Annotated in this window: 23 protein-coding genes; 12 read left to right on the top strand and 11 right to left on the bottom strand. The window is 70.9% G+C overall.

Annotation, left to right across the window (positions count from 1 at the left end; all coding sequences use genetic code 11):
- Nucleotides 1-36: 36 nt before the first annotated feature.
- Together ABIC63_RS18785 and ABIC63_RS18780 are read right to left on the bottom strand one after the other, a co-directional pair.
- The gene (locus ABIC63_RS18785) at nt 37-2364 is read right to left on the bottom strand and encodes a TonB-dependent receptor (protein ID WP_354320913.1); all 2328 of its coding nucleotides are present in this window, start codon (nt 2362-2364) and stop codon (nt 37-39) included.
- A gap of 203 nt (nt 2365-2567) precedes the next feature.
- The gene (locus tag ABIC63_RS18780; protein WP_294374240.1) at nt 2568-3395 is read right to left on the bottom strand and encodes an N-acyl homoserine lactonase family protein; all 828 of its coding nucleotides are present in this window, start codon (nt 3393-3395) and stop codon (nt 2568-2570) included.
- A 127-nt stretch (nt 3396-3522) separates the two neighbouring features.
- On the opposite strand from ABIC63_RS18780, the gene ABIC63_RS18775 reads away from it, so the two are divergent.
- The gene (locus ABIC63_RS18775; protein ID WP_294374243.1) at nt 3523-4347 is read left to right on the top strand and encodes an SDR family NAD(P)-dependent oxidoreductase; all 825 of its coding nucleotides are present in this window, start codon (nt 3523-3525) and stop codon (nt 4345-4347) included.
- Between the two features lie 3 nt (nt 4348-4350).
- On the opposite strand, the gene ABIC63_RS18770 is transcribed toward ABIC63_RS18775, so the two are convergent.
- Nucleotides 4351-5064 (bottom strand): GntR family transcriptional regulator, encoded by a 714-nt coding sequence (locus ABIC63_RS18770; RefSeq protein WP_294374249.1) that lies wholly within the window; start codon nt 5062-5064, stop codon nt 4351-4353.
- A gap of 137 nt (nt 5065-5201) precedes the next feature.
- On the opposite strand from ABIC63_RS18770, the gene ABIC63_RS18765 reads away from it, so the two are divergent.
- The 5 genes from ABIC63_RS18765 (at nt 5202) to ABIC63_RS18745 (ending at nt 9652) form a co-directional block, all read left to right on the top strand.
- Nucleotides 5202-5645, top strand: coding sequence for a carboxymuconolactone decarboxylase family protein (locus ABIC63_RS18765; RefSeq protein ID WP_294374253.1), 444 nt, complete (start codon nt 5202-5204; stop codon nt 5643-5645).
- Complete coding sequence (locus ABIC63_RS18760) at nt 5642-6553, top strand: NAD(P)-dependent oxidoreductase (RefSeq protein ID WP_294374256.1); 912 nt, start codon at nt 5642-5644, stop codon at nt 6551-6553. The genes ABIC63_RS18765 and ABIC63_RS18760 overlap by 4 nt, the downstream gene beginning before the upstream one ends.
- A 16-nt stretch (nt 6554-6569) precedes the next feature.
- Nucleotides 6570-7703: a serine hydrolase domain-containing protein gene (locus tag ABIC63_RS18755; RefSeq protein WP_354320912.1), complete on the top strand. Its 1134-nt coding sequence runs from the start codon at nt 6570-6572 to the stop codon at nt 7701-7703.
- Between the two features lie 61 nt (nt 7704-7764).
- Nucleotides 7765-8745 (top strand): tripartite tricarboxylate transporter substrate-binding protein, encoded by a 981-nt coding sequence (locus ABIC63_RS18750; RefSeq protein WP_354320911.1) that lies wholly within the window; start codon nt 7765-7767, stop codon nt 8743-8745.
- A gap of 10 nt (nt 8746-8755) precedes the next feature.
- Nucleotides 8756-9652, top strand: a complete 897-nt coding sequence (locus tag ABIC63_RS18745) for an SDR family oxidoreductase (protein WP_354320910.1) — start codon at nt 8756-8758, stop codon at nt 9650-9652.
- A 300-nt stretch (nt 9653-9952) separates the two neighbouring features.
- On the opposite strand, the gene ABIC63_RS18740 is transcribed toward ABIC63_RS18745, so the two are convergent.
- Complete coding sequence (locus ABIC63_RS18740) at nt 9953-10753, bottom strand: IclR family transcriptional regulator (protein WP_354320909.1); 801 nt, start codon at nt 10751-10753, stop codon at nt 9953-9955.
- Between the two features lie 159 nt (nt 10754-10912).
- Between ABIC63_RS18740 and ABIC63_RS18735 the strand changes: the two genes are divergently transcribed.
- From ABIC63_RS18735 to ABIC63_RS18715, 5 genes are all read left to right on the top strand, one after another.
- The gene (locus tag ABIC63_RS18735) at nt 10913-11896 is read left to right on the top strand and encodes a tripartite tricarboxylate transporter substrate binding protein (protein ID WP_354320908.1); all 984 of its coding nucleotides are present in this window, start codon (nt 10913-10915) and stop codon (nt 11894-11896) included.
- A 40-nt stretch (nt 11897-11936) separates the two neighbouring features.
- The gene (locus ABIC63_RS18730; RefSeq protein ID WP_354320907.1) at nt 11937-12728 is read left to right on the top strand and encodes an enoyl-CoA hydratase/isomerase family protein; all 792 of its coding nucleotides are present in this window, start codon (nt 11937-11939) and stop codon (nt 12726-12728) included.
- Nucleotides 12729-12732: 4 nt separating this feature from the next.
- Nucleotides 12733-14832, top strand: a complete 2100-nt coding sequence (locus ABIC63_RS18725; RefSeq protein WP_354320906.1) for an acetate--CoA ligase family protein — start codon at nt 12733-12735, stop codon at nt 14830-14832.
- Between the two features lie 107 nt (nt 14833-14939).
- Nucleotides 14940-15833: an alpha/beta fold hydrolase gene (locus ABIC63_RS18720; protein WP_294374279.1), complete on the top strand. Its 894-nt coding sequence runs from the start codon at nt 14940-14942 to the stop codon at nt 15831-15833.
- A gap of 281 nt (nt 15834-16114) precedes the next feature.
- A complete protein-coding gene (locus tag ABIC63_RS18715; protein WP_294374281.1) occupies nt 16115-16711 on the top strand; it encodes a nitroreductase family protein in 597 nt (198 codons plus the stop codon).
- 19 nt (nt 16712-16730) lie between these two features.
- Here the strand turns inward: ABIC63_RS18715 and ABIC63_RS18710 are convergent, their stop codons facing one another.
- Genes ABIC63_RS18710 through ABIC63_RS18680 form a run of 7 tightly spaced genes read right to left on the bottom strand, consistent with a single transcriptional unit; the run spans nt 16731 to nt 23243 of the window.
- Nucleotides 16731-17675 (bottom strand): NAD(P)-dependent oxidoreductase, encoded by a 945-nt coding sequence (locus ABIC63_RS18710; protein ID WP_354320905.1) that lies wholly within the window; start codon nt 17673-17675, stop codon nt 16731-16733.
- A gap of 14 nt (nt 17676-17689) precedes the next feature.
- Nucleotides 17690-18667: a Bug family tripartite tricarboxylate transporter substrate binding protein gene (locus ABIC63_RS18705; RefSeq protein WP_294374286.1), complete on the bottom strand. Its 978-nt coding sequence runs from the start codon at nt 18665-18667 to the stop codon at nt 17690-17692.
- Between the two features lie 43 nt (nt 18668-18710).
- Entirely contained in the window at nt 18711-19688 is a 978-nt protein-coding gene (locus tag ABIC63_RS18700) for an MBL fold metallo-hydrolase (protein ID WP_354320904.1), read from the bottom strand.
- The gene (locus tag ABIC63_RS18695; protein WP_234195099.1) at nt 19685-19885 is read right to left on the bottom strand and encodes a DUF2783 domain-containing protein; all 201 of its coding nucleotides are present in this window, start codon (nt 19883-19885) and stop codon (nt 19685-19687) included. The genes ABIC63_RS18700 and ABIC63_RS18695 overlap by 4 nt, the downstream gene beginning before the upstream one ends.
- On the bottom strand, nt 19882-21555 hold the full coding sequence (locus tag ABIC63_RS18690; protein ID WP_354320903.1) for an FAD-dependent oxidoreductase: 1674 nt from the start codon (nt 21553-21555) through the stop codon (nt 19882-19884). The genes ABIC63_RS18695 and ABIC63_RS18690 overlap by 4 nt, the downstream gene beginning before the upstream one ends.
- Before the next feature lie 19 nt (nt 21556-21574).
- Complete coding sequence (locus ABIC63_RS18685) at nt 21575-22696, bottom strand: alpha/beta hydrolase family protein (protein WP_354320902.1); 1122 nt, start codon at nt 22694-22696, stop codon at nt 21575-21577.
- Nucleotides 22689-23243, bottom strand: a complete 555-nt coding sequence (locus ABIC63_RS18680) for a VOC family protein (protein WP_354320901.1) — start codon at nt 23241-23243, stop codon at nt 22689-22691. Before ABIC63_RS18680 ends, ABIC63_RS18685 begins: the two co-directional genes overlap by 8 nt.
- Nucleotides 23244-23350: 107 nt before the next feature.
- Here ABIC63_RS18680 and ABIC63_RS18675 point away from each other — a divergent pair, with 107 nt between their 5' ends.
- Complete coding sequence (locus ABIC63_RS18675) at nt 23351-24247, top strand: LysR family transcriptional regulator (protein WP_354320900.1); 897 nt, start codon at nt 23351-23353, stop codon at nt 24245-24247.
- Nucleotides 24248-24251 lie beyond the last annotated feature (4 nt).

Genomic DNA, 24251 nt, shown 5'->3' with positions numbered 1-24251 from the left:
GGCCGGGCAGGCCTGCGCCCGCCCGCCGCCCGACCGTCAGAACTCGTAGTCGAAGGTCACCCGCACGGCGCGGCCGTCACCCTTGTAGAGGAAGGCGCCCGAGCGGTAGACCGCCGTGTAGTAGTCCTTGTCGGTCGCGTTCAGCACGTTCAGGCGGATGTCGGCGTGCTTGTTGAGCCGGTACGAGGCGAACAGGTCATACACCGTGAAGCCGGGCACGGGCTGCGCGCACACGCCGTTGGTGTAGCCGGCACCGGTGTCGGGCTGGCCGCCGCAGCGCTTGCTCTCGTGGCGGGCCACGCCGCCGATGGACAGGTCCGGCGTCAGCTGGTACTTGGCCTGCAGCGTGGCGGCGCGGTCGGCAAAGTTGGACAGCGGCAGGCCCACGTTGGTGGCCGTGGCCGAGGCCAGCACCTTCGACTTCATGAAGGTGGCACCGGCCTGCACCGTGAGCTTGTCGGTCACGTTGCCCACCAGGCCGAACTCCACGCCCTGCACCCGGTTCTTGCCGGTGTTGAAGGTGCCGACGGCGTCGTAGTTGGCGCCTTCCATCACGTCCTTCTTGGTGGTGCGGAAGGCGGCGGCCGTGAACAGCAGCTTGTTGTTCAGCAGGTTCCACTTGGTGCCGATCTCCAGGTTCTCGGAGGTCTCGGGCTTGGCACCCGCGGCACTGCCCTGGTAGATCACCAGGCCGCCGTAGCCGGCACTGGTGCCGGTGTCGGACTCGCCGCCGTTGATGTCCTGCGCCGTGCCGTAGCTGGCGTAGACCATGCCGGCCTCGCTCAGCTTGTACGACAGGCCCAGGTGGCCGTTCCACAGCGTGTCGGTGTAGCCGTAGTTGCCGGTGGCCAAGCCGGTGGAGGCGCTGGTGGTGATCAGGCGGAAGTCGGTGTAGTCGGCGCGCAGGCCGCCGAAGGCGGTGATGCGGTCGGTCAGGTCCACCGTGTCCATCACGCTCAGGCCGGTGGACTTCACATGCCAATCGCGGGTGCGCGGCGTGCGGGTGTAGCTGCGGTTGGCCAGGTAGTTGACGCCAGCCACCGCGTTGCCGAGCGCATCGGTGATGCACCAGGCGTTGTTCACGCGGCTGGTGGTGGCGTTGCGGCAGTTGTAGGCGCCGGCGTTGGTGATGTTGTAGCCGCCCGAGATCACCTCATGGTCGGTGTACTCGAAGCTGAAGATGAACTCGTTCTTGCGGCCGGCGATCTCGGTGTCCCAGCGCAGGTTGCTCTGGTGGGCGAAATAGGTGACGTCCTGCCAGCCGGTGTGGCCGTTGTCGATCGTGCCGGCCAGGTAGCCCTGGTTGCTGCCCAGCGGATAGACCGTGCGGCTGGAGGCGCCGGTGGTGGCGTAGGCGTTCTCGCTGCGGCCGTAGCGCGTCAGGCTGTTGAGCTTGAGGTTGTCGGCAAAGCGGTACTGCACGCGGGCGGTGACGGTGTCCACGTCCGACTGCAGGAAGTCGTTGGCCTGGGCATAGAGCGGCACGTTCTCCGCCGGATAGCGGAAGGGCGCGGTGCCCACCAGGTAGCTGCCCAGGTCGGGACGCTTGTCCTTGGCGCGCAGGCCGTAGTAGTCGAGCGTGACCGACAGGTCCTTGTTGACTTCCCACAGGCCCGACAGGGCCAGGCCGTCGCGGCGGCGGGTGGAGCCGTCGCGGTCGGGCACGCCCTCCTTGCCGGTAAGTACATTGGCGCGCAGGGCGAAGCTGTCGGTGAAGCCCTTGTTCAGGTCGGCCGTGAAACGGTGGTACTTGTCGGTGCCGGCACCGGCCGATATCCGGTAGAAGTCGTAGTCCAGCGTGGCCTGCTTGGTGATGGCGTTGATCGCGCCACCGGCAGAGCCGCGGCCGGCGAAGCTGGAGTTGGGGCCCTTGGTGATCTCGACCTGCTCGATGGCGAAGCTCTCGCGCGTGGTCATGCCCGGGTCGCGCAGGCCGTCGACGAAGACGTCGCTGCGGGCTTCCTGGCCGCGGATGATGTAGCGGTCGCCGAAGGCATTGCCGTTCTCGCCGGTGCCCAACGTGATGCCCGGCTGTGCGGCCAGGATCTGCTTGAGGTCGGTGGCGCCGGAATCGTCGATGGCCGTCTTGGTGACGACCGAGATGGTCTGCGGCGTCTCGGCCAGCGGCCGCGTGTGGCGCGTGTCGCCCGAGGTGCGGGCCTTGTAGGGCGCGCCGCCTTCGGCATTGGGGTTGGGGTCGATGGCCTGTTCCTGCACCGTCACCGCCGGCAGGGCGGCGGCGGGCGGCTGGGCGGCGGTCTGGGCCATAGCGCCCAAGGGCAGCAGGGCTGCGGTGGACAGGCTGGCGGCCAGGCCGTCGGCCATACGCAGGCTCCGGGGCCGGCGCGTCGCGTTGTTGTTCATGGTTCTCCGCTCCGTGGGTTTGTAAGCGGACGCGATTCTCATTGGCAATCGTTCGCATTCCGTTCTGCGGAGGGGCGTTTTGGTCCTGGAGAACTCGTGCTTTACAGACGCTTTACAGAAGATCCCTCTTTTCGTTGTGGTACCGCAACAGCTGGGCACGCCTGGTGCCCGCGTTGCACGACGGAGTCAGGCCCGTGAGGGCCTCAGTCCTGCTTGCAGCGCGGCTCCCAAAGCCGCACCGTGAAGTCGGCGTCGCGCGGATCGGGGGCAAAGCGCTGCATGACCAGCGGATCGTGCCCAGGCACGATCAGGGACTCGTGCGAGGCCCAGTCGCCGACGCGGCCGAAGGCGTCCAGGCTCTGGTCCGGCCGATAGACGATGGGGAAGGGCGAGCCCTTGTCGCGGTTGGCGTAGTAGTGAAAGAGGTCCGACGCCAGCACCACCCAGCCCGCCGCGGTGTGCACCTGCACAACCTGCAAACCCGCCGTGTGCCCGCCCACCCAGCGCAGGCGGATGCCCGGGCGCAGTTCGACGTCGCCATCGACCACACGCACGCGCTCCTCGAACAGGTGGCCGACCATGGCATGCACGTCGCGCTGCTCGTACGCCAGGCGGAAGAAGCTGTGGCACATGTACTTGCCGGTGGTGAAGCCGAGTTCCTTCTCCTGCACCCAGAAGGTGGCGCGGGGATAGGTGGCGGTGCTGCCGGCATGGTCGTAATGCAGGTGCGTGACAACCACATCGCCCACCTCAGCGGCATCGACGCCCAGGCGAGCCAGGCCCTGTTCGGGCGGGCGCAGCATCTCGCGCCCGCGGCGGGCCGCGGCCTGCGCGTCGAAGCCCGTGTCCACCACGACGTGACGACCGTCCGGGCACTTGATCAGCCACACGAAGTAGTCCATGGGCATGGGTGCCTGCGGATCGGCCGGCGCCTCGATGAAGTTCTGCGCCGCGACGCGCCGATGGTGGCCGTAGCGGATGGCATAGACCTCGTGCTGGACGGCACAGGCAGGGCGGGAGGCGTCGGTCATGGCCGCGAGTTTGCAGCCATGCTGCATTCGCAGCCACCGGGATATTCCTGTATGACAATCGTACGAAACTAAGGGATCATCAGACAAACCTCCAACGCGAGCCGGGCATGCCCGCGCCCTCCCGACCATGGATCTTCAACAAGTCTTCAACGTGCGCGGCCAGGGTGCCATCGTCACCGGCGGCGCCAGCGGCATCGGCCTGGCCATGGTCGAGGCGCTGGCCAGCCAGGGCGCGACGGTCACCCTCCTCGACATGGACGCCGCGGGCATCGAGCGCCAGGTGGCTCGCCTGACGGCCCAGGGCCTGTCCGTGCGCGGCCGCGTGCTGGACGTGACCGACCGCCCCGCCGTGGACGCCGCCTTCGACGAGGCCGCCGCGGCGCACGGCCTGGACATCGTCTTCGCCAACGCCGGCATCGACCCGGGGCCGGGCTTCATGGCCTTTTCAGACCGCGGCCAGCGGCTGCCCGAGCATGCGATCGAGCACTACAGCGACGAGCGCTGGCACCGTGTGATCGGCGTCAGCCTGGATGCGGTGTTCTATGCCATCCGCGCGGCGGCGCGCGTGATGAAGCCGCAGGGGCGGGGTGGGCGCATCGTCGTCACCACCTCCATCTCCGCCGTGCGTCCGGCGCCGGGCGTGGGCATGGCCTACATGGCGGCCAAGTCGGGCGCTGCGCATCTGGTGCGCACCGCGGCACTCGAGCTGGCGCGCTACCGGATCCGCGTCAACGCCATCGCGCCCGGCCCCTTCGTCACCCACATCGCCAATGGACGCATGCAGGATCCCGCCGTGCAGGCGGCGCACGCGAAGCTGGTGCCGCTGGGCCGCATGGCGAGCACCGAGGAGATCAAGGGGCTGGCGCTGTTCCTGGCGTCCGAGGCCTCCAGCTTCGTGACCGGCGAGCAGATCGTGATCGACGGCGGCGCCTCGCTGGGCGCGGTGGACTGAGCGTCAATCGCCGCTTGCGGCCTGCGGCGCCGAGCGCTCCAGCAGCCGAAGCGCGAGCGCGCCGGCGTTCTGCACATGCTTGTGGGCAGCGGCCTGCGCCGCCACTGGGTCGCGCTTCTTGAGTGCCTTGAGCAACTGCCGGATCTCGCTGATGCTGTGCCGTGCCCGGTCAGGGTCGGACAGGGTCATGTTGCGCAGCTGGCTGGCCCGCAGCTGGATGCTGCGCAGCATCGAGGCCGCCAGGTCGTGGTCGGCGCCGCCGATCAGTGCCTCGTAGAAGGCGCGCTTGGCCTCCAGCAGGCCGGCGCCGCTGTCGTAGGCCTGGGCCAGAGCCTCGACCGCCTGCTCCAGCGCCGCCATGTGCGCCGAGCTGGCCAGCCTGGCGAAGCGCTCGGCCAGTAGGCCTTCGAGCACGGCGCGCATCTCGTAGATCTCGCGGGCATCACGCAGGCCGATGGTGCTCACGATCACGCCGCGGTTGGGCACGCTGGTGACGATGCCGTCGTTCTCCAGCTCGCGCAGTGCCTCGCGCAGGCAGGTGCGCGAGACGCCCATCAGCTCGCACAGCTCCCGTTCCACCAGCCGTTCGCCGGGCAGGTAGCGGCCCTGTGCCACCGCATCGCGCACAGCGCTCACCACCTGCTGGCGCAGGGGCGCGGCCGAGGCCGCGATGCGGACGATGGGCGAGGGATGGGCAGCGGATGGCGCGATCGTCATGGGCGGTCTGCAAAGGGAGCGGATCGGCCAAGGATAGCGCCGCATGGCCGCGCGCAAGCCGGACTGCGGGAAAACGCTGTACGACGAAAAACGGGTGATTGACATACTGTCGTACAAAACTGAAACGAAGGATCCGCATGAGCGACACGCCATCCGGCAGCCCGCAGGGCGCCGACCGCAACGGCTTTCCCCCGCCTGGGCAGAGCCCGCTGTTCGACCAGGGCCTGGCCCTGCGCAAGGCCGTCCTGGGCGATGCGTATGTGGACAAGTCGATCCAGGCGGCGGACGACTTCACCCGCCCGCTGCAGAAGATGATCACCGAGTGGTGTTGGGGCGAGGCCTGGGGCAGCCCGGCGCTGCCTCACAAGACGCGCAGCATGCTCAACATCGCCATGCTCACCGCGCTCAACCGCAAGGAAGAGCTCAAGCTGCATGTGCGCGGCGCCATCAACAACGGCGTGAGCGTGGAGGAGATCCAGGCCGTGCTGCTGCAGGCATGCATCTACTGCGGCGTGCCCGCGGCGCTGGACAGCACCAAGGCCGCCCGCGAGGTGCTCAAAGAGATCGGGGCCATCGAATGACGCAGCCGCTCGGCTTCATCGGACTGGGCACCATGGGTGAGCCCATGGTGGCCACGCTGCGACGCGCCGACGTGGCGGTGGTGGGCTTCGACATCCGGCCCGAGGCGGCCCGGCGGCTGGCCACGGAGACTGGCATGGTGGCTGCCGTCAGTGCGGGCGAGGTCTTCGCCCGCTGCGATGTGGTCATCACCATGGTGCCCACCAGCGCGCATCTGGCGCAGCTGCTGTTCGGCGACGGCAGTGCGGACGGCACGAACGGCGCCGCCGCGTCGGCCCGGGCAGGCCAGCTTCTCATCGACATGAGTTCGGGCGAGCCTTCGGCCACGCGCCGCATCGGCGAGCGACTGGCCGCGCAGGGCGTGGGCATGGTCGATGCGCCGGTCTCCGGCAACGTGGTGCGCGCCCGCAAGGGCGACCTGGCCATCATGCTGGGTGGCAGCGATGCCGACTGCGAGCGCGCCAGCGCCGTGCTGCAGCCGATGGCGCGGGCCATCTTCCGCACCGGTGCGCTGGGCAGCGGCCAGGCCATGAAGGCACTCAACAACCTCGCATCGGCGGCCGGCTTCTGGATCGCCAGCGAGGTGCTGGCCATCGGCCGCAAGGCCGGGCTCGATCCGGCCGTGATGCTGGACGTGCTCAACGCATCCACCGGCGCCAACAACAGCACCCAGAACAAGTTCAAGCCCTTCGTGCTGTCGGGCAGCTACCAGGGCAACTTCCTGCTGCCGCTGATGGTGAAGGACCTGGGCATCGCCGCCGGCCTGGCGCGCGAGACCGAGGCCGACGCACCCATGGCCGCGCAGGTGCTGGCGCTCTGGCAGCAGGCGCTGCAGGCTCTGGGCCCCACGGCCGACCACACCGAGGTGGCCCGCCTGGTGGCCGAGCGCAGCCACACGCAGCTGCATTGACCGGATGCCCGATCCCATGAACGAACGACTGGACAACCTGCAGGCCGCCATCGCGGCCGACGTGCAGCGCGGCCACTACCACGGCGCCGTCATCCGCATCGGCCGCGGCGGGCGGCTGGATCTGGAAGCCGCCATCGGTTTCCAGGATGCGGCTCATGACAGGCCCCTGGCCATCGACTCGGTCTTCAGCCTGTTCTCGCTGACCAAGGCCTTCACCAACCTGCTGGTGCTGCGCGCAGTGGAGCTGGGCCGGCTTTCGCTGACCACGCGCGTGGCCGAGCTGATTCCGGAGTTCGGTGGCGCCCCGCGTGACCGCGCCACCCTCTACCACCTGCTGACCCACACCGCCGGCATGCCCGGCGTGTGGACGCCCAAGCCCGACATGTTCGAGGACGACCTGGGCGAGCTGTTGCAGGCCGTCTGCGAGAACGTGCACGGCATCGTCGAGCCCGGCGCGCGCTGCGACTACGCGCCGGTGGTCAACCATGTGCTCATGGGCGAGCTGCTGCGCCGCACCGACCCGCAGGGCCGCGCGTTCCGCGACATCGCCCGCGAGGACCTGTTCGAGCCCCTGGGCATGCGCGACACCTCGCTGGGCGTGCGGCCCGACCTGCGGGCCCGCAAGGTCGTGCCGGACATCCGCGGCGTGGTGCCGATCGCCGTGCGGGGCCGGCACCAGCCGGGGCGCCACAGCCTGTTCGAGGAAGAGGTGAACGATGCCGCCCATGTGGGCGCCTGCTCCACCGCCGCCGACGTCTGGCGCTTCGCCGAAATGCTGCGCCGGGGCGGCACGCTCGACGGCGCGCGCATCGTGTCCCCGCGCATGCTGCAGCTGGCGCGGCAGAACCACACCGGCGACATGCACAACGAGCTCTACCGTGGCGTGGCCCTGCGCGCCGGCTGGACGCCGCCGCCGGCCTTCATCGGCCTGGGCTTCAGCCTGCGGGGCGAGGGCATCGTGCACCACCAGTTCGGCACGCTCACCACGCCGCAGACCTTCGGCAACTATGGCGCCGGCTCGACCATGTTCTGGGTCGACCCCGAGCTGGACCTGAGCTTCGTCTGCCTGACGACCGGCCTGCTGCCGCAGGCGGCCAACATCGAGCGCTTCCAGCGGCTGTCGGACATGGCGGTGGGGGCGCTGGCATGAGGGCGCGCCATCGCGGCCATGCCGTGGCCCGCCGATTCAAAGAACCACAGGAGACAAAGACATGAACACGCACATCGACCGACGTCATTTCCTGGCCGGCACAGGCGCGCTGGCCGCGGCCTGCGCCTGGCCGGCTGCCGCTCAGACCGTGAAGGGGCCCGTGCGCCTGGTGGTGGGCTTCCCTCCCGGGGGCGCGGCCGACATGATCGCGCGCGCCCTGGCCGAGCCGCTGAAGGCCTCGCTGGGCACCACCGTGATCGTGGACAACAAGCCCGGTGCTGGCGGCCGGCTGGCGGCCGACTATGTGCGCAGCGCGCCGGCCGACGGCACGGTGCTGCTGGTCACGCCGGCCTCGGTGATCACCATGGCGCCGCACCTGTACAAGAGCGTGCGTTACGAGCTGGTGCGCGACTTCCAGCCACTGCTGCCGCTGGCGCGCCTGGACCTGGGCCTCTACGCCGGCCCCGGCACGCCCGCCAGCGTCAAGACGCTGCCCGACCTGGTCAAGTGGATGCAGGACAACCCCAAGGCGAAGAGCTGCGGCGTGCCGGGCATCGGCTCCACGCCGCACATGGCGGCCGAACTCATCGGCCGCCAGACCGGGCTGAACTGGCAGCTGGTGCCCTACCAGGGCGATGCGCCGAGCTTCCTGGCGCTGCTGTCGGGTGAGATCCCGGTGGGCGTGAGCTCGCTGGCCGGCGGCATTGAGCACCTTCGGGCGGGCAAGCTGCGCATGCTGGCCCTGACCGGCAGCGACCGCTCGGCCGTGATGCCGGACATTCCGACGCTGAAGGAGTCCGGCTACGACATCGTGGTGGAAGACCGCCACAGCGTGATCGCGCCCAAGGCCTTGCCGGCGCCGCTGGCGTCCACGCTCAGGCAAGCCATCGCGGGCGCCATGCAGTCGAAGGACGTGGGCGATCTGCTGCAGCGCCTGTCGCTGCAGCGCGCCGCGCCCACCGAGGACTTCGCTGCCGTGCTGAAGGTCGACAGCGATCGGTGGGCAGCCGCCGCCAGGTCGATGAACCTGGCGCTGGAATGAAACCGGCAAGATGAAGGACCTCCACGGGAAGACCGCCTTCGTGACCGGCGGCGCCAGCGGCATCGGCCTGGGCATGGCCTGCGCCTTCCTCGCCGAAGGCATGAACGTGATCGTGGCCGACCTCAGCGACGCGCACCTGGCCCACGCCCGCGAAGTGCTGGCGCCACAGTCGCAAAAGGTGCGCTTCATGAAGCTGGACGTGGCCGACCGGGAAGCCATGCGCAGTGCGGCCGACGAGGCCGAGGCTGCCTTCGGCAAGATCCACGTGCTGTGCAACAACGCCGGGGTCACGGGCTACCTGCCCATGGACCAGGCCACCTACGGCGACTGGGACTGGCTGCTGAGCGTCAACCTCTACGGCGTGATCCACGGCATCGTGAGCTTCCTGCCCAAGCTGCGCGCGCACGGCGAGGGCGGCCACATCGTCAACACCGGCTCCATCGCGGGCCTGGTGCCGGCGCCGGCCTGGGGCGGTATCTACAGCACCACCAAGTTCGCCATCCATGGTCTGTCGGGGTCGCTTCGGCTGTCGGTGGGCCAGTACGGCATCGGCGTGACGGAGGTCTGCCCCGGCGCCACGCGCACCAACGTGCGCGACTCGCATCGCCTGCGCCCTGCGCACTTCGAAACGGCCGACCATCGCAAGGGCCCCATGCCCTCGCTGCAGGAAATCGGCATCGACCCCCTCGAGATCGGCCGTCAGGTGGTGCGCGCCATCCGCCGCAACGATCCCTACGTGATCGCCCATGCCGAGAACAAGGCCCATGTGCAGGCCTTTGCCGAGGAAATGCTGGCGGCCTTTCCGGACGAGATCGTGACAGACGAGGGTCGGCTCAGCTACATCCGCTGGTTCGACCAGGCGACGGCCGAGGCATTGGCGCAGCAGCCGCGCGATCCCGGCGCGTGAATGGACTTGCCGGGCGTGGTCCGGCGTGCACACGCCCAGAAAAAAATGGGTCGCCGGGTGCTTTCACACCCGACGACCCCTGCAAAAAAGCGCACCTGCTCCCGTGGCAGGGAACAGGATGGCTGCAACGGGTGGGCGAGGAAGGCTGCTTTCTCTGCCTCGCTGCGGTGCCCGTGCGGCCCTTCTGTGGGTGGTCGGTCCCTCCTGCGCTTTCCTCCCTCGCGCGTCTCGGCGGCGGTCCGGGCAATCTAGCCGTCGGTGCATCGTGGCTACTCGGCCAAATGGATGATGGCGCCGGGCTCAGCGCGGCCGCAGGTCGGCCGCCCACGCCTGGGCGACCTTCTCCGACAGTCCCAGCAGTGCATCTCCCAGTTCCTGCGCCACCGTCTCCATCGGCAAGGGCGTGGACAGGCTCACGTTCAGCACATAGGCCGCGCCATCGGCCGAAGGCAGCGGAGCCGCCAGCGCCACCACTTCGGGCTGCCACGAGGCCGCGCAGAAGCCGCGGCTGCGGATCTGCTGGGTGGCTTCCTCGATCTCGCGCGAGAGGGCGGGCCATTGCGGGCCGCGCCGTGACGCGACCGCGCGCAGGATGTCCCGCCGCCGGGCCGCGGGCGCCACGGCCAGGTAGGCGCGGCCGAGCGAGGTCAGCTCCATCGGCACGCGCTGGCCCGACACCACATGCCGCAGCGCGACTCGGCGGGCGTAGCGGATGGATTCGAGGTAGACCATCTCGTCGCCATCCGGCGCGGCCAGGCCCACGTTGATGCGCCGGGATTCGGCCAGCGCGTGCATGTGGGGCGCGGCCACGGCGAGCACGCGCGAACCCGACCGCATGGCGTGCGCGAGGCTCAGCACGGGCGGCGCCAGCCGGTAGGCGCGCGATGCAGCCTCCCATTGCAGCAGGCCGCAGCCCACCAGCGTCTGCGTCAGCCGGCTGACCGTTGCCTTGGGCAGGCCGGTGCGTTCAGCCAGGTCGCTGTTGCCCAGAAGTTCCGAGCCCGGCCTGAAGGCGCGCAGCAGGGCGATACCCCGCTCCAGCGAGCGATTGGCAGGAGAGAGGCCGGGCTTTTCCGTAAGGCTATCGATGGCTCCAGGCATGGGAGGGAGGGCGTGAATGCAGGGGATGGCAAGCTTACGGTGATTCCACTGAGTGGAACAGCTTGCGCTTTCCGAAGCTTGAATGCTCCTAGAGTTGCCGCATGGCCGGGTGCTGCTTGACAGTGCATTCGGGCATCGATCCCGACAAGGAGACACACCATGATTCGACGACTTTTGCACGCAGGTCGCGCCTGTCTTTTCGCCCTCGGCACCGTCGGCGCCCTCGGCCTGGCGGGTGCCGCATCGGCCGCCTACCCCGACCATCCGATCCGCCTGGTCGTGCCCTTCTCGCCCGGCGGCGGCACCGACCTGATCGCCCGCACGCTGGGGCAGGAGATGGGCAAGGACCTGGGCCAGCCGGTCATCGTCGACAACAAGCCCGGCGCCGGCACGATGATCGGCACCGACAACGTGGCCAAGAGCGCGCCCGATGGCTACTCGGTGGTGGTCGCTTCCTTCGCGCATGCGGTCAACCCGTCGCTGCAGCCCAGGCTGCCCTATGGCAGCAACGCGGCCTTCGCGCCGGTGATGCTGATCGGCCGCGGTCCCAACGTGCTGGTGGTGCGGCCCGACAGCCCCCTCAAGTCGGTGGCGGACCTGGTCGCCGCGGCCAGGGCCCGGCCCGACACGCTCAGCTATGCCTCGCAGGGCACCGGCACCTCGGCCCACCTCGCTGGCGAGATGCTCGCCAACCTGGCCGGGATCAAGCTGGTGCATGTGCCGTACAAGGGCGCCGGCCCGGCCCTTACCGACCTGCTGGGCGGCCAGGTGGACATGATGTTCGCCACGGCCGCCGCGGCGTCCGGCTTCGTCGACAGCGGCAAGCTGCGCGCGCTGGGCGTGACCACGCCCGAGCCCTCGCCGGCCTTCAAGGGAGTGCCCGCCATCGCCGCCACCGTGCCGGGCTACCAGATGGAAAGCTGGTATGGGCTCTATGTGCCCGCCGGCACGCCGCCCGCCGTCATCGAGCGCCTCGGCGCCGCCGCCCGCAAGGCGGTGCGCACGCCCGACTTCGCCCGCAAGATCGAACACGAAGGCCTGGTGGTCAGCGGCGGCCCGCCCGCCGAACTGGCCACCTACGTGCAGGCCGAAGAGGCCCGCTGGACCCGCATCGTCAAAGAGAACGGCATCAAGCCGGATTGAACAGAAACCGGCCCCCGCCACCCCGCCTTGGAACCCCGCCATGACCTACGACTTCATCACCCTCTCGGTCGACAACGCCATCGCCACCCTGACGCTCAACCGGCCCGACAAGCGCAACGCCATGAGCGACGACATGCGCCGCGAGTTCGCGCATGCGCTCGAACAGGTGGGCGCCGACAAGGCCATCCGCGCCCTGGTGCTGACCGGTGCTGGCAAGGGCTTCTGCGCCGGCGGCGACATCGCCGGCATGCAGCGGCGCATGAATGCGCCCACCGGTGAGGTGGGCTTCAACGGCTGGCACCGCCAGCAGCGCGTGCACCAGGTGCAGGCCCTGCTGCACACCTGCCCCAAGCCGGTGATCGCCGCCGTCAATGGCGCCGCTTCGGGCCTGGGCGCGGACACGGCGCTGGCCTGCGACTTCATCATCGCCAGCGAATGGGCCAGCTTCACCTGGTCGTACATCCACCGCGGGATCATCCCCGACGGCGGCGGCATGTACTTCCTGCCGCGCCGCGTGGGCCTGCCCAAGGCCAAGGAGCTGATCTTCACCGGCCGCCAGGTGAAGGTGGACGAAGCACTCGCACTGGGCATCGTGGACCGCAAGACCTCGGCCGAGACGCTGCTGGCCGACGCCCAGGCCTGGGCCGCCGAGCTGTCCTCCGCCTCGTCCACCGCGCTGGCGCTGACCAAGTCCATCCTCGACCAGAGCTTCGAGCTGTCGGCGCACGACGTCTTCGCCCAGGGCAGCCAGGCGCAGGGCATCTGCTACACCAGCAGCGAGCACCGCGCCTCGGTCGAGGCCTTCCTGGCCAAGACGGCCGCCAAGGAGTGAGGCCGTGAGCGACGCCATCGCCAGACTCCTGTCGCCACGCAGCGTGGCCGTGATCGGCGCCTCGGCCGATCCGAAGAAGACCTCGGGCCGGCCCGTGGCCTACCTGCGCAAGCACGGCTATGCCGGGCGCATCCTGCCGGTCAATCCCAAGGTGGCACAGATCGACGACCTGGTCTGCTATCCCGACATCGCCTCATTGCCCGAGGTGCCCGAAGTGGCCGTGGTGCTGCTGGGCGCCGAGCGCGCCCACCTGGCCGTGAAGGAACTGGCCGAGCGCGGCTGTGCGGCCGCCATCGTGCTGGCCAGCGGCTACACGGAGACGGGCGAGGAGGGCGCGCGGCGCCAGCAGCAGCTGGTGGAGGCCGCGGGGTCCATGCGCATCCTGGGGCCCAACACCATCGGCCTGGTCAACCTCACCGACGGCATCGTGCTCTCGCCGTCCGGCGCGCTGGAGATGGACCACTTCCCGGTGGGCGGCATCGGCGTCGTGTCGCAAAGCGGCGGCATCCTGGGCTCGCTGCTGTCGCGGGCGGCGGCGCGGGGCATCGGCCTGTCGAAGCTCATCGCCACCAGCAACGAGGTCGACCTGGAGCTGGCCGACTTCATCGAGCACCTGGCCGACGACCCGGCCACGCGGGTCATCGCGCTCTATGTGGAGGCGGTGCGCAATCCGGCCCGCTTCCGCGCCGCCTGCCTGAAGGCGGCGCGCGCCGGCAAGCCGGTGGTGGCCTTCAAGATCGGCCGCTCCGAGGCCGGCGCGCAGGCCGCCGTCTCGCACACCGGCGCCATGGCCGGGGCCGACCGCATGTACGACGCGCTGTTCCGCCAGGTGGGCGTGATCCGCGCGCAGAGCTTCTCGGATCTGCTGGACATTCCCGCAGCGCTGGCCACAGGCCGGCAGCTTCAGGGACGGCGCGTGGCCGTCCTCACCTCCACCGGGGGCGCGGGCACGCTGGTGTCGGACGACCTGGGCGTGGCCGGCTTCGAGACGCCCGCGCCCGATGCGGCCACGGCCCAGGCGCTGCGCGCCCTGCAGACCGGCAGCGAGGCCGTGCTGGACCGCAACCCCATCGACGTGACGCTGGCCGGCCTGCGGCCCGACCTGCTGCGAGGCGCCATCCGCACGCTGCTGGCGAGCCCCAGCTACGACGCGCTGGTGATCATCGTGGGCAGCTCCAGTCTGGCCATGCCCGAGCTGCTGGCCGGGGCCATCCAGGACTGCCTGCCCGATTCCGACAAGCCGGTGATGGCCTACGTGAGCCCGCATGCGCCGGAGATCGGCGCGCTGCTGACGCGCCGTGGCGTGCCGGCCTTCGCGGCGGCCGAAAGCTGCACGGCAGCGCTGGCCGGCATGCTGCATGTCGCCGGCTTCGAAGTGCCCGCCGACGGGGTAGCCGCGGGGGTGCCCGTCGATGCCGGCGATCTGCCCAGCGGCTCGCTGGACGAGGCCGCGGCCAAGGCCGTGTTCGCCCGCTTCGGCGTGCCCTGCGCGGCCGAACGGGTGGTGCACGATGCGCGCGAGGCCGAGGCGGCGGCGCGCGCGCTGGGCGGGCGCGTGGTGCTCAAGATCCTGTCTTCGCAGATCACGCACAAGAGCGACGTCGGCGGCGTGGCGGTCGGCCTGGACGCGCAGACCGTCGGGCCGCGCCTGGCGCAGATGGCCGCAGAGGTCGAGGCCCGCGCGGGCGTGCTGCCGCAGCGCTTCCTGGTGCAGCAGATGGTCTCGGGCGGAACCGAGCTGATCCTCGGCCTGCACCGCGACGCGCTGGGCACGGCCGTGCTGCTGGGCATGGGCGGCGTCACGGCCGAGCTGTTCCAGGACACGACCCTGCGTCTGTTGCCCCAGCAGGACGGACGGCTCCTGCCGCTCGGCCGCGCCGATGCGCTGGCCATGGCGCAGTCACTCAAGACCTGGCCGCTGCTGGACGGCTTCCGCGGCCGACCCAAGGCAGACGTCGCGGCCCTGGTCGACGCCATCGTGGCCTTCTCCGCCATGGCCGCACAGCTGGGCGAGCGCATCGTCGAGGCCGAGATCAACCCGGTCTTCGTTCTGCCCGAGGGCCAGGGTGTGCGCGCGGCCGACGGCGTGCTGGTGCTGGCCTGAATGGACTGAAACGCCTCGTCAGACGCGCCGCCGTGCGCCCCTCTCCCACGAGGGGAGAGGGCGCAAGGCCGGCCGGCAGGTCAAGCCGTTCGCAGCACACTCAGCCCATGACGCCAGATCCTTCGCCGCCCCCCACCGACTTCGCCCCACGCGCACCGCGCGCCAGCCGGCTCGACGCCCTGGCGCGGCAGCTGGACACCGGCCCCAGCGGCAGCCGCGTGCGCTGGCGCGGTTGGGGAACCCACCACACGGGGCGGGCCCCGCTGGTGCTGCTGCATGGCGGCCATGGCAACTGGATGCACTGGGTCCGCAACATCGAGGCGCTGGCCGCAGACCGCGCCGTGTGGGTGCCCGACATGCCGGGTTACGGCGATTCCGACGCGCTCGACGAGGGCAGCTTCGACACCTTGGTCGAGCGGCTGATGGCCGGCATCGCGCAGTTGCCGGGCGCTGGCAAGCAAGGCGTCGACCTGGCCGGCTTCTCCTTCGGCGGACTGGTCGCGGCGCATCTGGCCGCCCGGGCGGCCGCGGCCTCGGACGAGACGGTCGCGCGCATCCATCACCTGCTCCTGCTCGGCCCCGCCGGCCATGGCGGCGCCCGCCGTCCGCGCGGCCCCTTGCATGACTGGCATGCCGCCGCCCAGGCGCAGGACCATGCGGCGCTTGCGGCCATCATGCGCCACAACCTGCTCATGCACATGCTGCACGACGAGGCCGCCATTGACGACGAGGCGCTGGCCGTGCACACCCGGGCCTGCCAGGCCACCCGCTTTCGCAGCAAACGGCTGTCGCGGGCTGGCGGCCTGCAGTCGGTGCTGGCGGCCCATGCCGGTCCGGTCGCGGCCGTGTGGGGCGCCCACGACGTGACGGCCGATCCGGCCGAAGCCGCGGCGCTCGTCGGCTGTCCGACGCATGTCATTCCCGGCGCCGGGCACTGGGTCCAGTACGAGGCCGCAGCGCAGGTCGATGCCTGGCTGCGCGATGCGCTCGGCGTGGACTGAAGGCGCCGCCCGCGCCGTGCAAGGCCGAGGCGGCGCTCGCCATGGTGGCGGCCTCGCGCCGCTGTGTCGTGCTGGCCGATCACAGCAAGATTGGCCCGCCCACGTCCTGGCCGCGAGCACGACAGCGTCAGCGGCCCGATACCCGGGGATGGCATGATTTGACGCGGCGCATCCGCCCACTGGGCGTGCAGCCCGGACCCGACCGCGGCGTCCGGGCCGGTGCGCGCCTGCCTGCCGGGCATGCCGCTTGCACGTGTGTCCCTTCCCCTGGAGTTTTTCGAATGAGCAACCCCCGTCAACCCGCCCATCCCATCGATCCCCTGTTCACCGAGCGCTGGTCGCCGCGCGCCTTCACCGAGGAGGCCATCGCCGAGCCCGCTCTCATGAGCCTGCTCGAAGCCGCGCGCTGGGCGCCCTCCGCCTACAACGTGCAGCCCTGGCGCTTCATCTACGCGCGCCGCGATACGGCCGCCTGGCAACCCATCTTCGACAGCTTGGTCGAGTTCAATCAGATGTGGACGAAGCGCGCCGCCGCGCTGGTGGTGATCGCGTCCGCCCGCGAGGCCGTGTTCCCCGGCAAGACCGAGCCGGTGGCCAACGCCTCGCATGCCTTCGATGCTGGCGCCGCCTGGGCCAGCCTGGCCTTCCAGGCGCAGTTGTCGGGCTGGTCGGCCCATGCCATGGCCGGCTTCGACGCCGGCAAGCTGCGCACGGCCATCGGCCTGCCCGAGATGTACGCCATCGACACCGTCGTGGCCGTGGGCCGGAAGGGCGATCCGGCCGTGCTGCCCGAAGGCATCCGCGCGCGTGAAGTGCCGAGCGACCGCCGGCCGCTGGCGGAGTCGGCCTTCGAAGGCAAGTTCGGCGCGCAGGCCTGATCCGCCACCGCGGCGCGGCTCAGGCCGCGCCAGCGGACGGGCTGCGGATCTCCACGCCCATCTGCGCCTCCACCCAGCGCACCAGTTCGGAGACGCTCGCGCCAGGGCCTCGCGCCTCGTCCGCGGCCTGCCACAGCGCCAGGCCGGCGGCACTGAGCGGCGCGGGCATGTCCTGCGACTTGGCGAGGTCCAGCGCGATGCCCATGTCCTTGAGCATCAGTTCGAGCTTGAACGGGTCGTCGAAGCGCCGGCTGAGCACCCGCTGGTCGATGTGGGTGCGGGTGATCCACGAGCCGCCGGTCGATTCGTTGAGCACCTGCGTCATCACGGCCGGGTCCAGCCCGGCCCGTGTGCCGAGCGCCAGACCCTCGGCAGTGGCGGTCAGCGTCAGCGCCGTCACCAGGTTGTTCAGGCACTTCATCGTGTGGCCGGCGCCCAGCCCTCCGAGGTGGAACACCGCGCGGCCCATCGCGTCCAGCAGGGGCCGCACGCGCGCCACGTCCGCGGCGGTGCCGCCCACCATGAAGACCAGCTCGGCCGCCTGGGCGCCCCAGGCCGCGCCCGAGACGGGCGCGTCCACCATGGCGATGCCGCGGGCCGCCAGGCCTTCGGCCGTCTCGCGCGTGAGCCAGGGCTCGGCCGAGGAGGTGTCCAGCAGCAGGCCACCCGCCTGCCAGCCGGCCAGCAGGCCCGTCTCCGGCGCGAAGACCACGTCGCGCACGACGCGGCCGTTGGGCAGCATGGTGACGACGATGTCGCTGTGGCGGGCCACCTCGCAGGCCGTGGCGCAGGGGCGGAGGCCCGGCTGAGCCTCGGCCAGGGCGGCCGCGACGCCGGCCTGCGCATCGTGCACCGCCACGGCGTGGCCGGCACGGGCCAGGTGGCCGGCCATGGGGCCGCCCATCACGCCCACGCCGATGAAGCCGACGCGCAGGGCGGCGGGCGGGGAAGCCAGGGCGGGCATGCCGGCAGTCCCGATCAATCCAGCTGCACGCCGGACGTGCGGATGATCTGGCCCCAGTACGCGCTCTGGGCGCGCGCCATGTCGTAGAACTCCTTGGGCGTGCCCGGCAGGGCCTCGAAGCCGAATTCGCCGAACACCTGCTGCACGCGCGGCGCCTGCAGCGCCTTGCGCAGCTCGGCGTTGAGTTTCTCGACGACGGGCGCCGGCATGCCCGCCGGCCCGATGAGGCCGTGGAAGGCAAAGGCGTTGACCTCCGGGTAGCCCAGCTCGTTGAAGGTGGGCACGTCGGGCAGGGCCTTGGCGCGCTGGGGCAGCGCGATGGCCAGGGCGCGCAGCTTGCCGCTCTTGAGGTAGGGCAGGGCGGTGCCCAGGTCCAGCATCATCATCGGCACCTGGCCGCCCATCATGTCCTGCAGCGCGGGGGCGGCGCCCTTGTAGGCCACGTGCGTGATGGTGAGGCCCGCCTTCTGCTTGAGCAGCTCCATGGCCATGTGGTGCGGCGTGCCGATGCCGGGCGAGCCGTAGCTCGCCTTGTCGCCGCTGGCCTTCACATAGGCGACGAACTGCTGCAGGTTCTGCGCCTGGAAGTCGCTGCGCACCACCAGCGCGATCGGGATGCGGCCGATGGCGCCGATGTAGGTGAAGTCGGAGGCCGGCTTGTAGGGCAGCTTGGCGAACATGTGCTCGTTGAAGAGCAGGGCCGCGTTCTCCGCCTGCATGACGGTGTAGCCGTCGGGCTTGGCCTGCATCAGCAGGCCGACCGCGATGTTGGTCGAGGCGCCGGGCCGGTTGTCGATCAGCACCGGCTGGCCGATGGAGGGCTGCATCGCATCGGCCAGCTGGCGCGCGATGCTGTCGGTGCCGCCGCCGGCGGCGTAGGGCACCAGCCACTTGATGGGCTGGCTGGGATAGGCGCCCTGGGCCAGCGCGGCACCGGCAGTGGCGGCGGCCAGGGCCAGGGCGGCGCCCAGGCGGTGGAAGAAGCGGGTCATGGGGTTGTCTCCTGTGTTGTGATCGATGCGAAGGAATGCGCGCTCAGCCGTGCAGCGCCTGCCAGAGCGCGCGGTCGCGCTCGGCGGTCCACACGACCGGATGCTCGGTGCCGGTGAGCTCGTCGTAGGCGCGCGAGACGTCGAAGGGCAGCACATGGCGGAACACCGGCCAGTCGCCGAAGCGCGGCACCATGGCCGCCTCGGCCCGCGCAAAGCAGCCCTTGAGCGATTCGCCGGCGTCGATGCCGGCCTGCACGGCGCCCAGCAGCGTGGCCAGGAAGTCCTGCGTCAGGCGGATGGCCTCGGTGCAGGCGGCCTCGCCCTGCAGCACGGCGCCGCGGCCGGGCACCAGGGTGCGTGGGTGCAGGGCGGCCACGGCGTCGAGCGTGGCCGCCCAGTCGCGGATGTAGGCATCGCCGGCATAGACGCCGCAGCGGTTTTCCACGACGTCGCCCGAGAAGCACACGCCCGCCTCTGGCAGCCAGGCCACGGTGTCGCCGCTGGAATGGCCGCGGCCCAGCGCCAGCAGCTGCAGCTCGCGGCCGCCGCCCAGCCACAGGCTCATGCGGCTGTCGAAGCTGATGGTCGGCCGGGTCAGGCCCGGGATCTCTTCCACGCCTTCGAACAGGCGCGGAAAGCGGCCCACCTCGGAGTCGAAGTCGGCCTGGCCGCGGGTGCGGATCCAGTCCAGCGTGCCCTGGCTGGCGATGATGGCCTGCACCTCGTCGAAGGCGCTGGCACCCATCACGCGCACGGCGTGGTAGTGCGTGAGCACGATGGTGCGCACCGGCTTGTCGGTGACGCTGCGGATGGCCGCCAGGAAGTCGCGCGCCATGCGCGGCGTGGGTCGGGTGTCGATCAACACTACCTGGTCCTCGGCGACGACGAAGCCGCAGTTGGGATCGAAGTCGCTGATGTAGCCATAGACGTCGGGCGCCAGCAGGGTCAGGCGCGGCTTCTGCTCGCGGGTGTCGGAGGCCGAGGCGAAGGAGACGGTGGCGGGCGCGGTGGTGGCGGTCATGGGGCAGGGGTGTCGGTGTCGAGGGCGGCGGCGCGGATGCAGTCCAGCAGCACCTGCTGGTCGCCGCACTGGTTGGCCAGCAGCAGCACGAGGCGGGCATTGAGGTCGGCGCTCTGCGCCTCGCTCAGGCCCTCATGGGCCTGCAGCAGGGCGGCATAGAAGCCGTCGGGGTCGGGGATGTGGGGCTCGGTGATCATGGGGCGGGCGTGGAAGGGACAGCGGGCGTCAGGGCGGTGTCGAGCGCCTGGCGCAGGCCGTCGGCCGTGGCGGCGGGCAGCAAGGCGGCGCGGTAGGCGTCGGGGCGCACCAGCAGCAGGCTGCCGGGCTGTTGCAGGCCCAGGTGTGCGAGCTCGGCCGCACCCGCCGCATGGCCGGGGAGGCCGCAGGCGGTATCGGCACGCGGGCCCACCGCCACCAGCCGGATCGGCCGCCCGGCGACGGCGCCCAGGGCCGCATCCACCTGCGCCGGCTCGGGCGCATGCCACAGGCCCAGCCAGTGCGTGCCGGGCCGCAGCAGCGCCGCGAGCGAGGTGGACTGGCCTTGCGCATCGGCCAGGGGCACGTTCTGCACCGTCCGACTGCCGCTGGGCTGCCAGGGCGAGGGCGGGTAGTCGTTGGCGACCGACATGCGGCCGGTGTTGACCAGACTGCGCGCGAAGGGATGGCGCGCGGCGAGTGCGACCACGGCCCGGCGCAGCACATGCTCGGCGGGCGACCGCGGCGCCAGGAAGCGCGCCGAGCGGCTGGTCACCGCCAGGTTCTGCACGGCCGCGGGCCGGCGCTCGGCGTCGTAGCTGTCCAGCAGGGTGGCGGGCGCCTGGTCGCTCAGCACCAGGGCCAGCTTCCAGGCCAGGTTGGCGGCGTCCTGGATGCCGGTGTTGCCGCCACGCGCGCCGAAGGGGCTGACCACATGGGCCGCGTCGCCGATGAAGAAGACGCGGCCGTGGCGGAAGCGTTCCAGCAGATGGTCGCGGTAGCCGTAGGGGCCGATCCAGACGAACTCGAAGTCCACGTCGGGCCCCAGCTGCTCGCGCAGGCGGGCGGCGGCCACCTCGGGCAGGCTGACCTCGGCGGGGTCGGCGTCCTCGGGCATCTGGTAGTCCATGCGCCAGACGCCGTCGGCCATCAGGTGCTGCCACACGCCGCGGCCTTCGTTGAAGGGCGCGTCCACCCAGGTCCAGCGCTCGACGGGCAGCGGCTTTTTGAAGCGCACGTCGCTGATGCACCAGCGGTCGGTGCTGCGCGAGGCATGGGCCGGCAGGGCCAGCTGGGTGCGGATCGGGCTGTTCGCGCCGGTGGCGTCGATCAGGTGATCGGCGTCGAGGGCGTAGCGGCCCGCGGGTGTCTCGACCTGCAGGCGCACGCCGTCGTCTTGCGGTTCCACCTCCAGCACGCGGTTCTTCCAGCGCAGGTCGGTCAGGCCCAGTTCGAGGATGCGGTCCACCAGGAACCACTCCACGTAGAACTGCTGCAGGTTGATGAAGGGCGGCTGCGCCGAGACGCTGTCGGTGCGCAGGTTGAAGCTGTAGACCTCGGTGTCGCCCGAGAAGGTGCGGCCGAAGGACCAGGTGGCGCCCTTGGCCGCGATGCGCTCGTAGATGCCCAGCCGCGCGAAGATCTCCAGGCTCTTCTGCGCGTAGCAGATGCCGCGCGACGAGGCGCCGCGCACGCCGACGGTGTCGTCCTCGTCCAGCAGCACGCTGCGGATGCCGCGGCTGGCCAGGTCGCAGGCCAGCGTGAGGCCCGACAGGCCGCCACCGACGATCACGACCGGATGGCGGCCGGCCTCGCCTGCCGAAAGTTCGGGCGGTGGCACGAAGGGCCACTGCGGCAGTTCGTAGGGTGGGGCGAAGGTGAAGGCGTCCATGGTGGAAGGCGCTCCCTGTTCAGAGGGCGTGGCAGAAGGCGGCGATGGCATCCGCCGCTTCGCGCACCAGGTGCGGCTGGCCAGCCAGGTAGTGGTTGCCGCCCACGATGTCGACGTTGCGGATGGTGCCGCCACCCGCCGCCAGCCAGGCGTCGCGCGTGCTGGGAAAGGTGGACTGGTCGGCGGTGTAGGTCAGCAGCAGCTTGGGGCAGGTGGTGCGGGCCAGGTTGGTGGGCCCGTCGGCCTGCGAGCGCGAGGACCACTGCGACAGGAAGGCCGTGAGCGAGGTGGTGCGGCCCATGGCGTTGGCCGAATAGTTGACCTGCCGCGCGTCGCCCCACACGCTGCCGGGCGCACGGTCGTTGGCGTCCAGCGACAGGTCCACGCAGCGCGGATCGGCATGGGTGCGGTAGACGATGAAGGCCTGGTCCCGCGGCGCGCCGGGCGTGGCGCGCAGTTGTTCGAGGCGTGCCAGCACCCACTGCTCGATGCGCTGCAGCCGGGCCTGCTGGGCGCCCTTGAAGCGCGCCAGGAAGGCCGGGCTGTAGGGCCGCGCATGGCGGGGGTTGTACATGTCGAGCGCCGGGTCCACGGAGAGCGGGTCGTGCTCGTCCGTGACCGAGGGGTCGATCCAGTCGGCCAGCAGCCGGCTACGGCCCAGGTGCGCCGCGCACAGGGCGATGCCGGCCACCGGCGGCAGGTCGGCGGGATGCAGGCCGCTCGGGTCGCCGTCGGGCAGGTGGGTGGCCGTCAACTGCTCGGCCTGCGCCTGGTAGAAGCTGGCCAGCGCCGCCCCGCCCGAGTTGCCGATCAGCACCACCCGGTCGTACCCCTGCGACTGCAGGAACTGGACGCCCGCGCCCAGGTCCTGGATGGCCCGCTCCATCAGCAGCACGGTGTCGTTGCCCATGTAGCGCGAGTTGAGGCCCAGGCAGCACACGCCGCGCTCGGCCAGCGGGCCGATCAGGTAGTGGCCCATGAAGTTGCTGGTCGGATGCATGACGATGGCGGCCACCCGTGCGCCACCGGGCGGTGCGATCCAGGCGCCGTAGATGCGCGGCCGCAGCATCTGCAGGCCCGACTGGCTTTCCAGCGCGGCGCCGGGCCGTACGTCGATGACGGCGAGTTGCGGCTCAGCCATGGTGCGGGCGCACCTCGCGCAGGCGGGCCTTGCGCTGGGTCCAGTCGTCGAGCGCGGCGCGGGCCCGGCGGGCATGCGCGTCCATCTCGGCCTGCGGCACGGTGGGCGTGGTCAGCTCCACGCGGATGCCGTTCGGATCGAAGAAGTAGATCGAGCCGATGATGTGGTGGTCGGTGATGCCCAGCACCGGCACGCCCGCAGCCTCGATGCGGGCCTTGGCCGCGCGCAGCTCCTCCACCGTGTCCACCCGCAGCGCGATGTGGTTGACCCAGGCGGGCGTGTTGGGCGAGGGGGCCGCCACGATGTCGTCGCCCAGGTCGAAGAAGGCGATGTACGAGCCGTCGCGCATCTGGAAGAAGATGTGCACGTAGGGGCAGTACTCGCCGGTGCTGGGCACATGTTCGTTCTCGATCACATGCACCAGCGGCAGGCCGAGCAGGTCTTCCCAGAAGCGGCGGGTTTCCTCGCCATCGCGGCAGCGCCAGGCGAAGTGGTGCAGGCCGCGGATGGGCACGGGGTCGTGCGGCGATGGGGTGGGCTCTGGCATGGTGTCTCCGTCTCGCGAGGCCGCCATGGGCCCGCGTTGCCGCGATTGGGCACGAGGCGTTTCTATGATGCAATCGAAATAAATTCATCGATTGATGAAGGAGGGCCATGAATCTCACCCTGCGCCAGTTGCGCGCCTTCGCGGCCGTGGCCGAGGCCGGCAGCTTCACCGCCGCGGCGCGGCAGCTGCACCTGACCCAGTCGGCGTTGAGCGTGCTGGTGCGCGAGCTCGAGCGCGAGATGGGCGTGCAGCTGCTGGATCGCCACACGCGTGCGGTCGAACTCTCCGAGGCGGGCCGCGAGTTCCTGCCCTCGGTGCACCGCCTGCTCGCCGAGCTGAGCACCGCGGTGGCGAGCGTCACCGACCTGCGCGACAAGAAGAAGGGCCTGCTGCGCCTCGCCGCGCCGCAGCTGATGGCCTGCACCTTCATTCCCCGCGCGGTGGCGGCCTACCGGCAGCGCCACCCTGAGGTGGAGGTGCGCGTCACCGACACGCTGCCCGAGCAGCTGCTGGCCGGCATGCGCGCGGGCGACGTGGAGGTGGCCGTGGGCCAGGACATGCCGGTGGACGAGGCCGTGCTGCGACGCCCGCTGCTGCGCGACCGCCACTGGCTGATCTGCCCGGCGGACCATCCGCTGGCCCGGCGCCGCAGCGTGCGCTGGCGCGAGCTGGGCCCCTGGACCTTCATCGCGCCGACGCGCGACTTCCGCCAGCGCATCGCGCCGGAGGTGGACGCCGAGGTGCGCGCCCTGCTCAACGGACCGCAGACACAGGAGGTGTCGTACATGACCACCGCGCTCGGCATGGTGGCGAGCGGCCTGGGCCTCACGGTCTGTCCGACCTATTCGGCGCCGCTGGTGCGGGCCTGGGGCCTGGCGATGGTGCGGCTGGCCGAGCCGGACTTCCACCGCGAGGTGTGCGTCTACACGCCGGCCCGGCGCTCGCTGTCGCCAGCCGCGGCCAGCTTCGTGGACATGCTGCTGGCCAACCCCACGCTTGCCTGAGGAG

The organism is Pseudacidovorax sp. 1753 (assembly GCF_040544975.1).
In the GTDB taxonomy this organism is placed as follows: Bacteria; Pseudomonadota; Gammaproteobacteria; order Burkholderiales; family Burkholderiaceae_C; genus Xenophilus.
The sequence above is the reverse complement of the archived record's forward strand: the minus strand, read 5'-3'. Positions and strand labels throughout refer to the sequence as shown.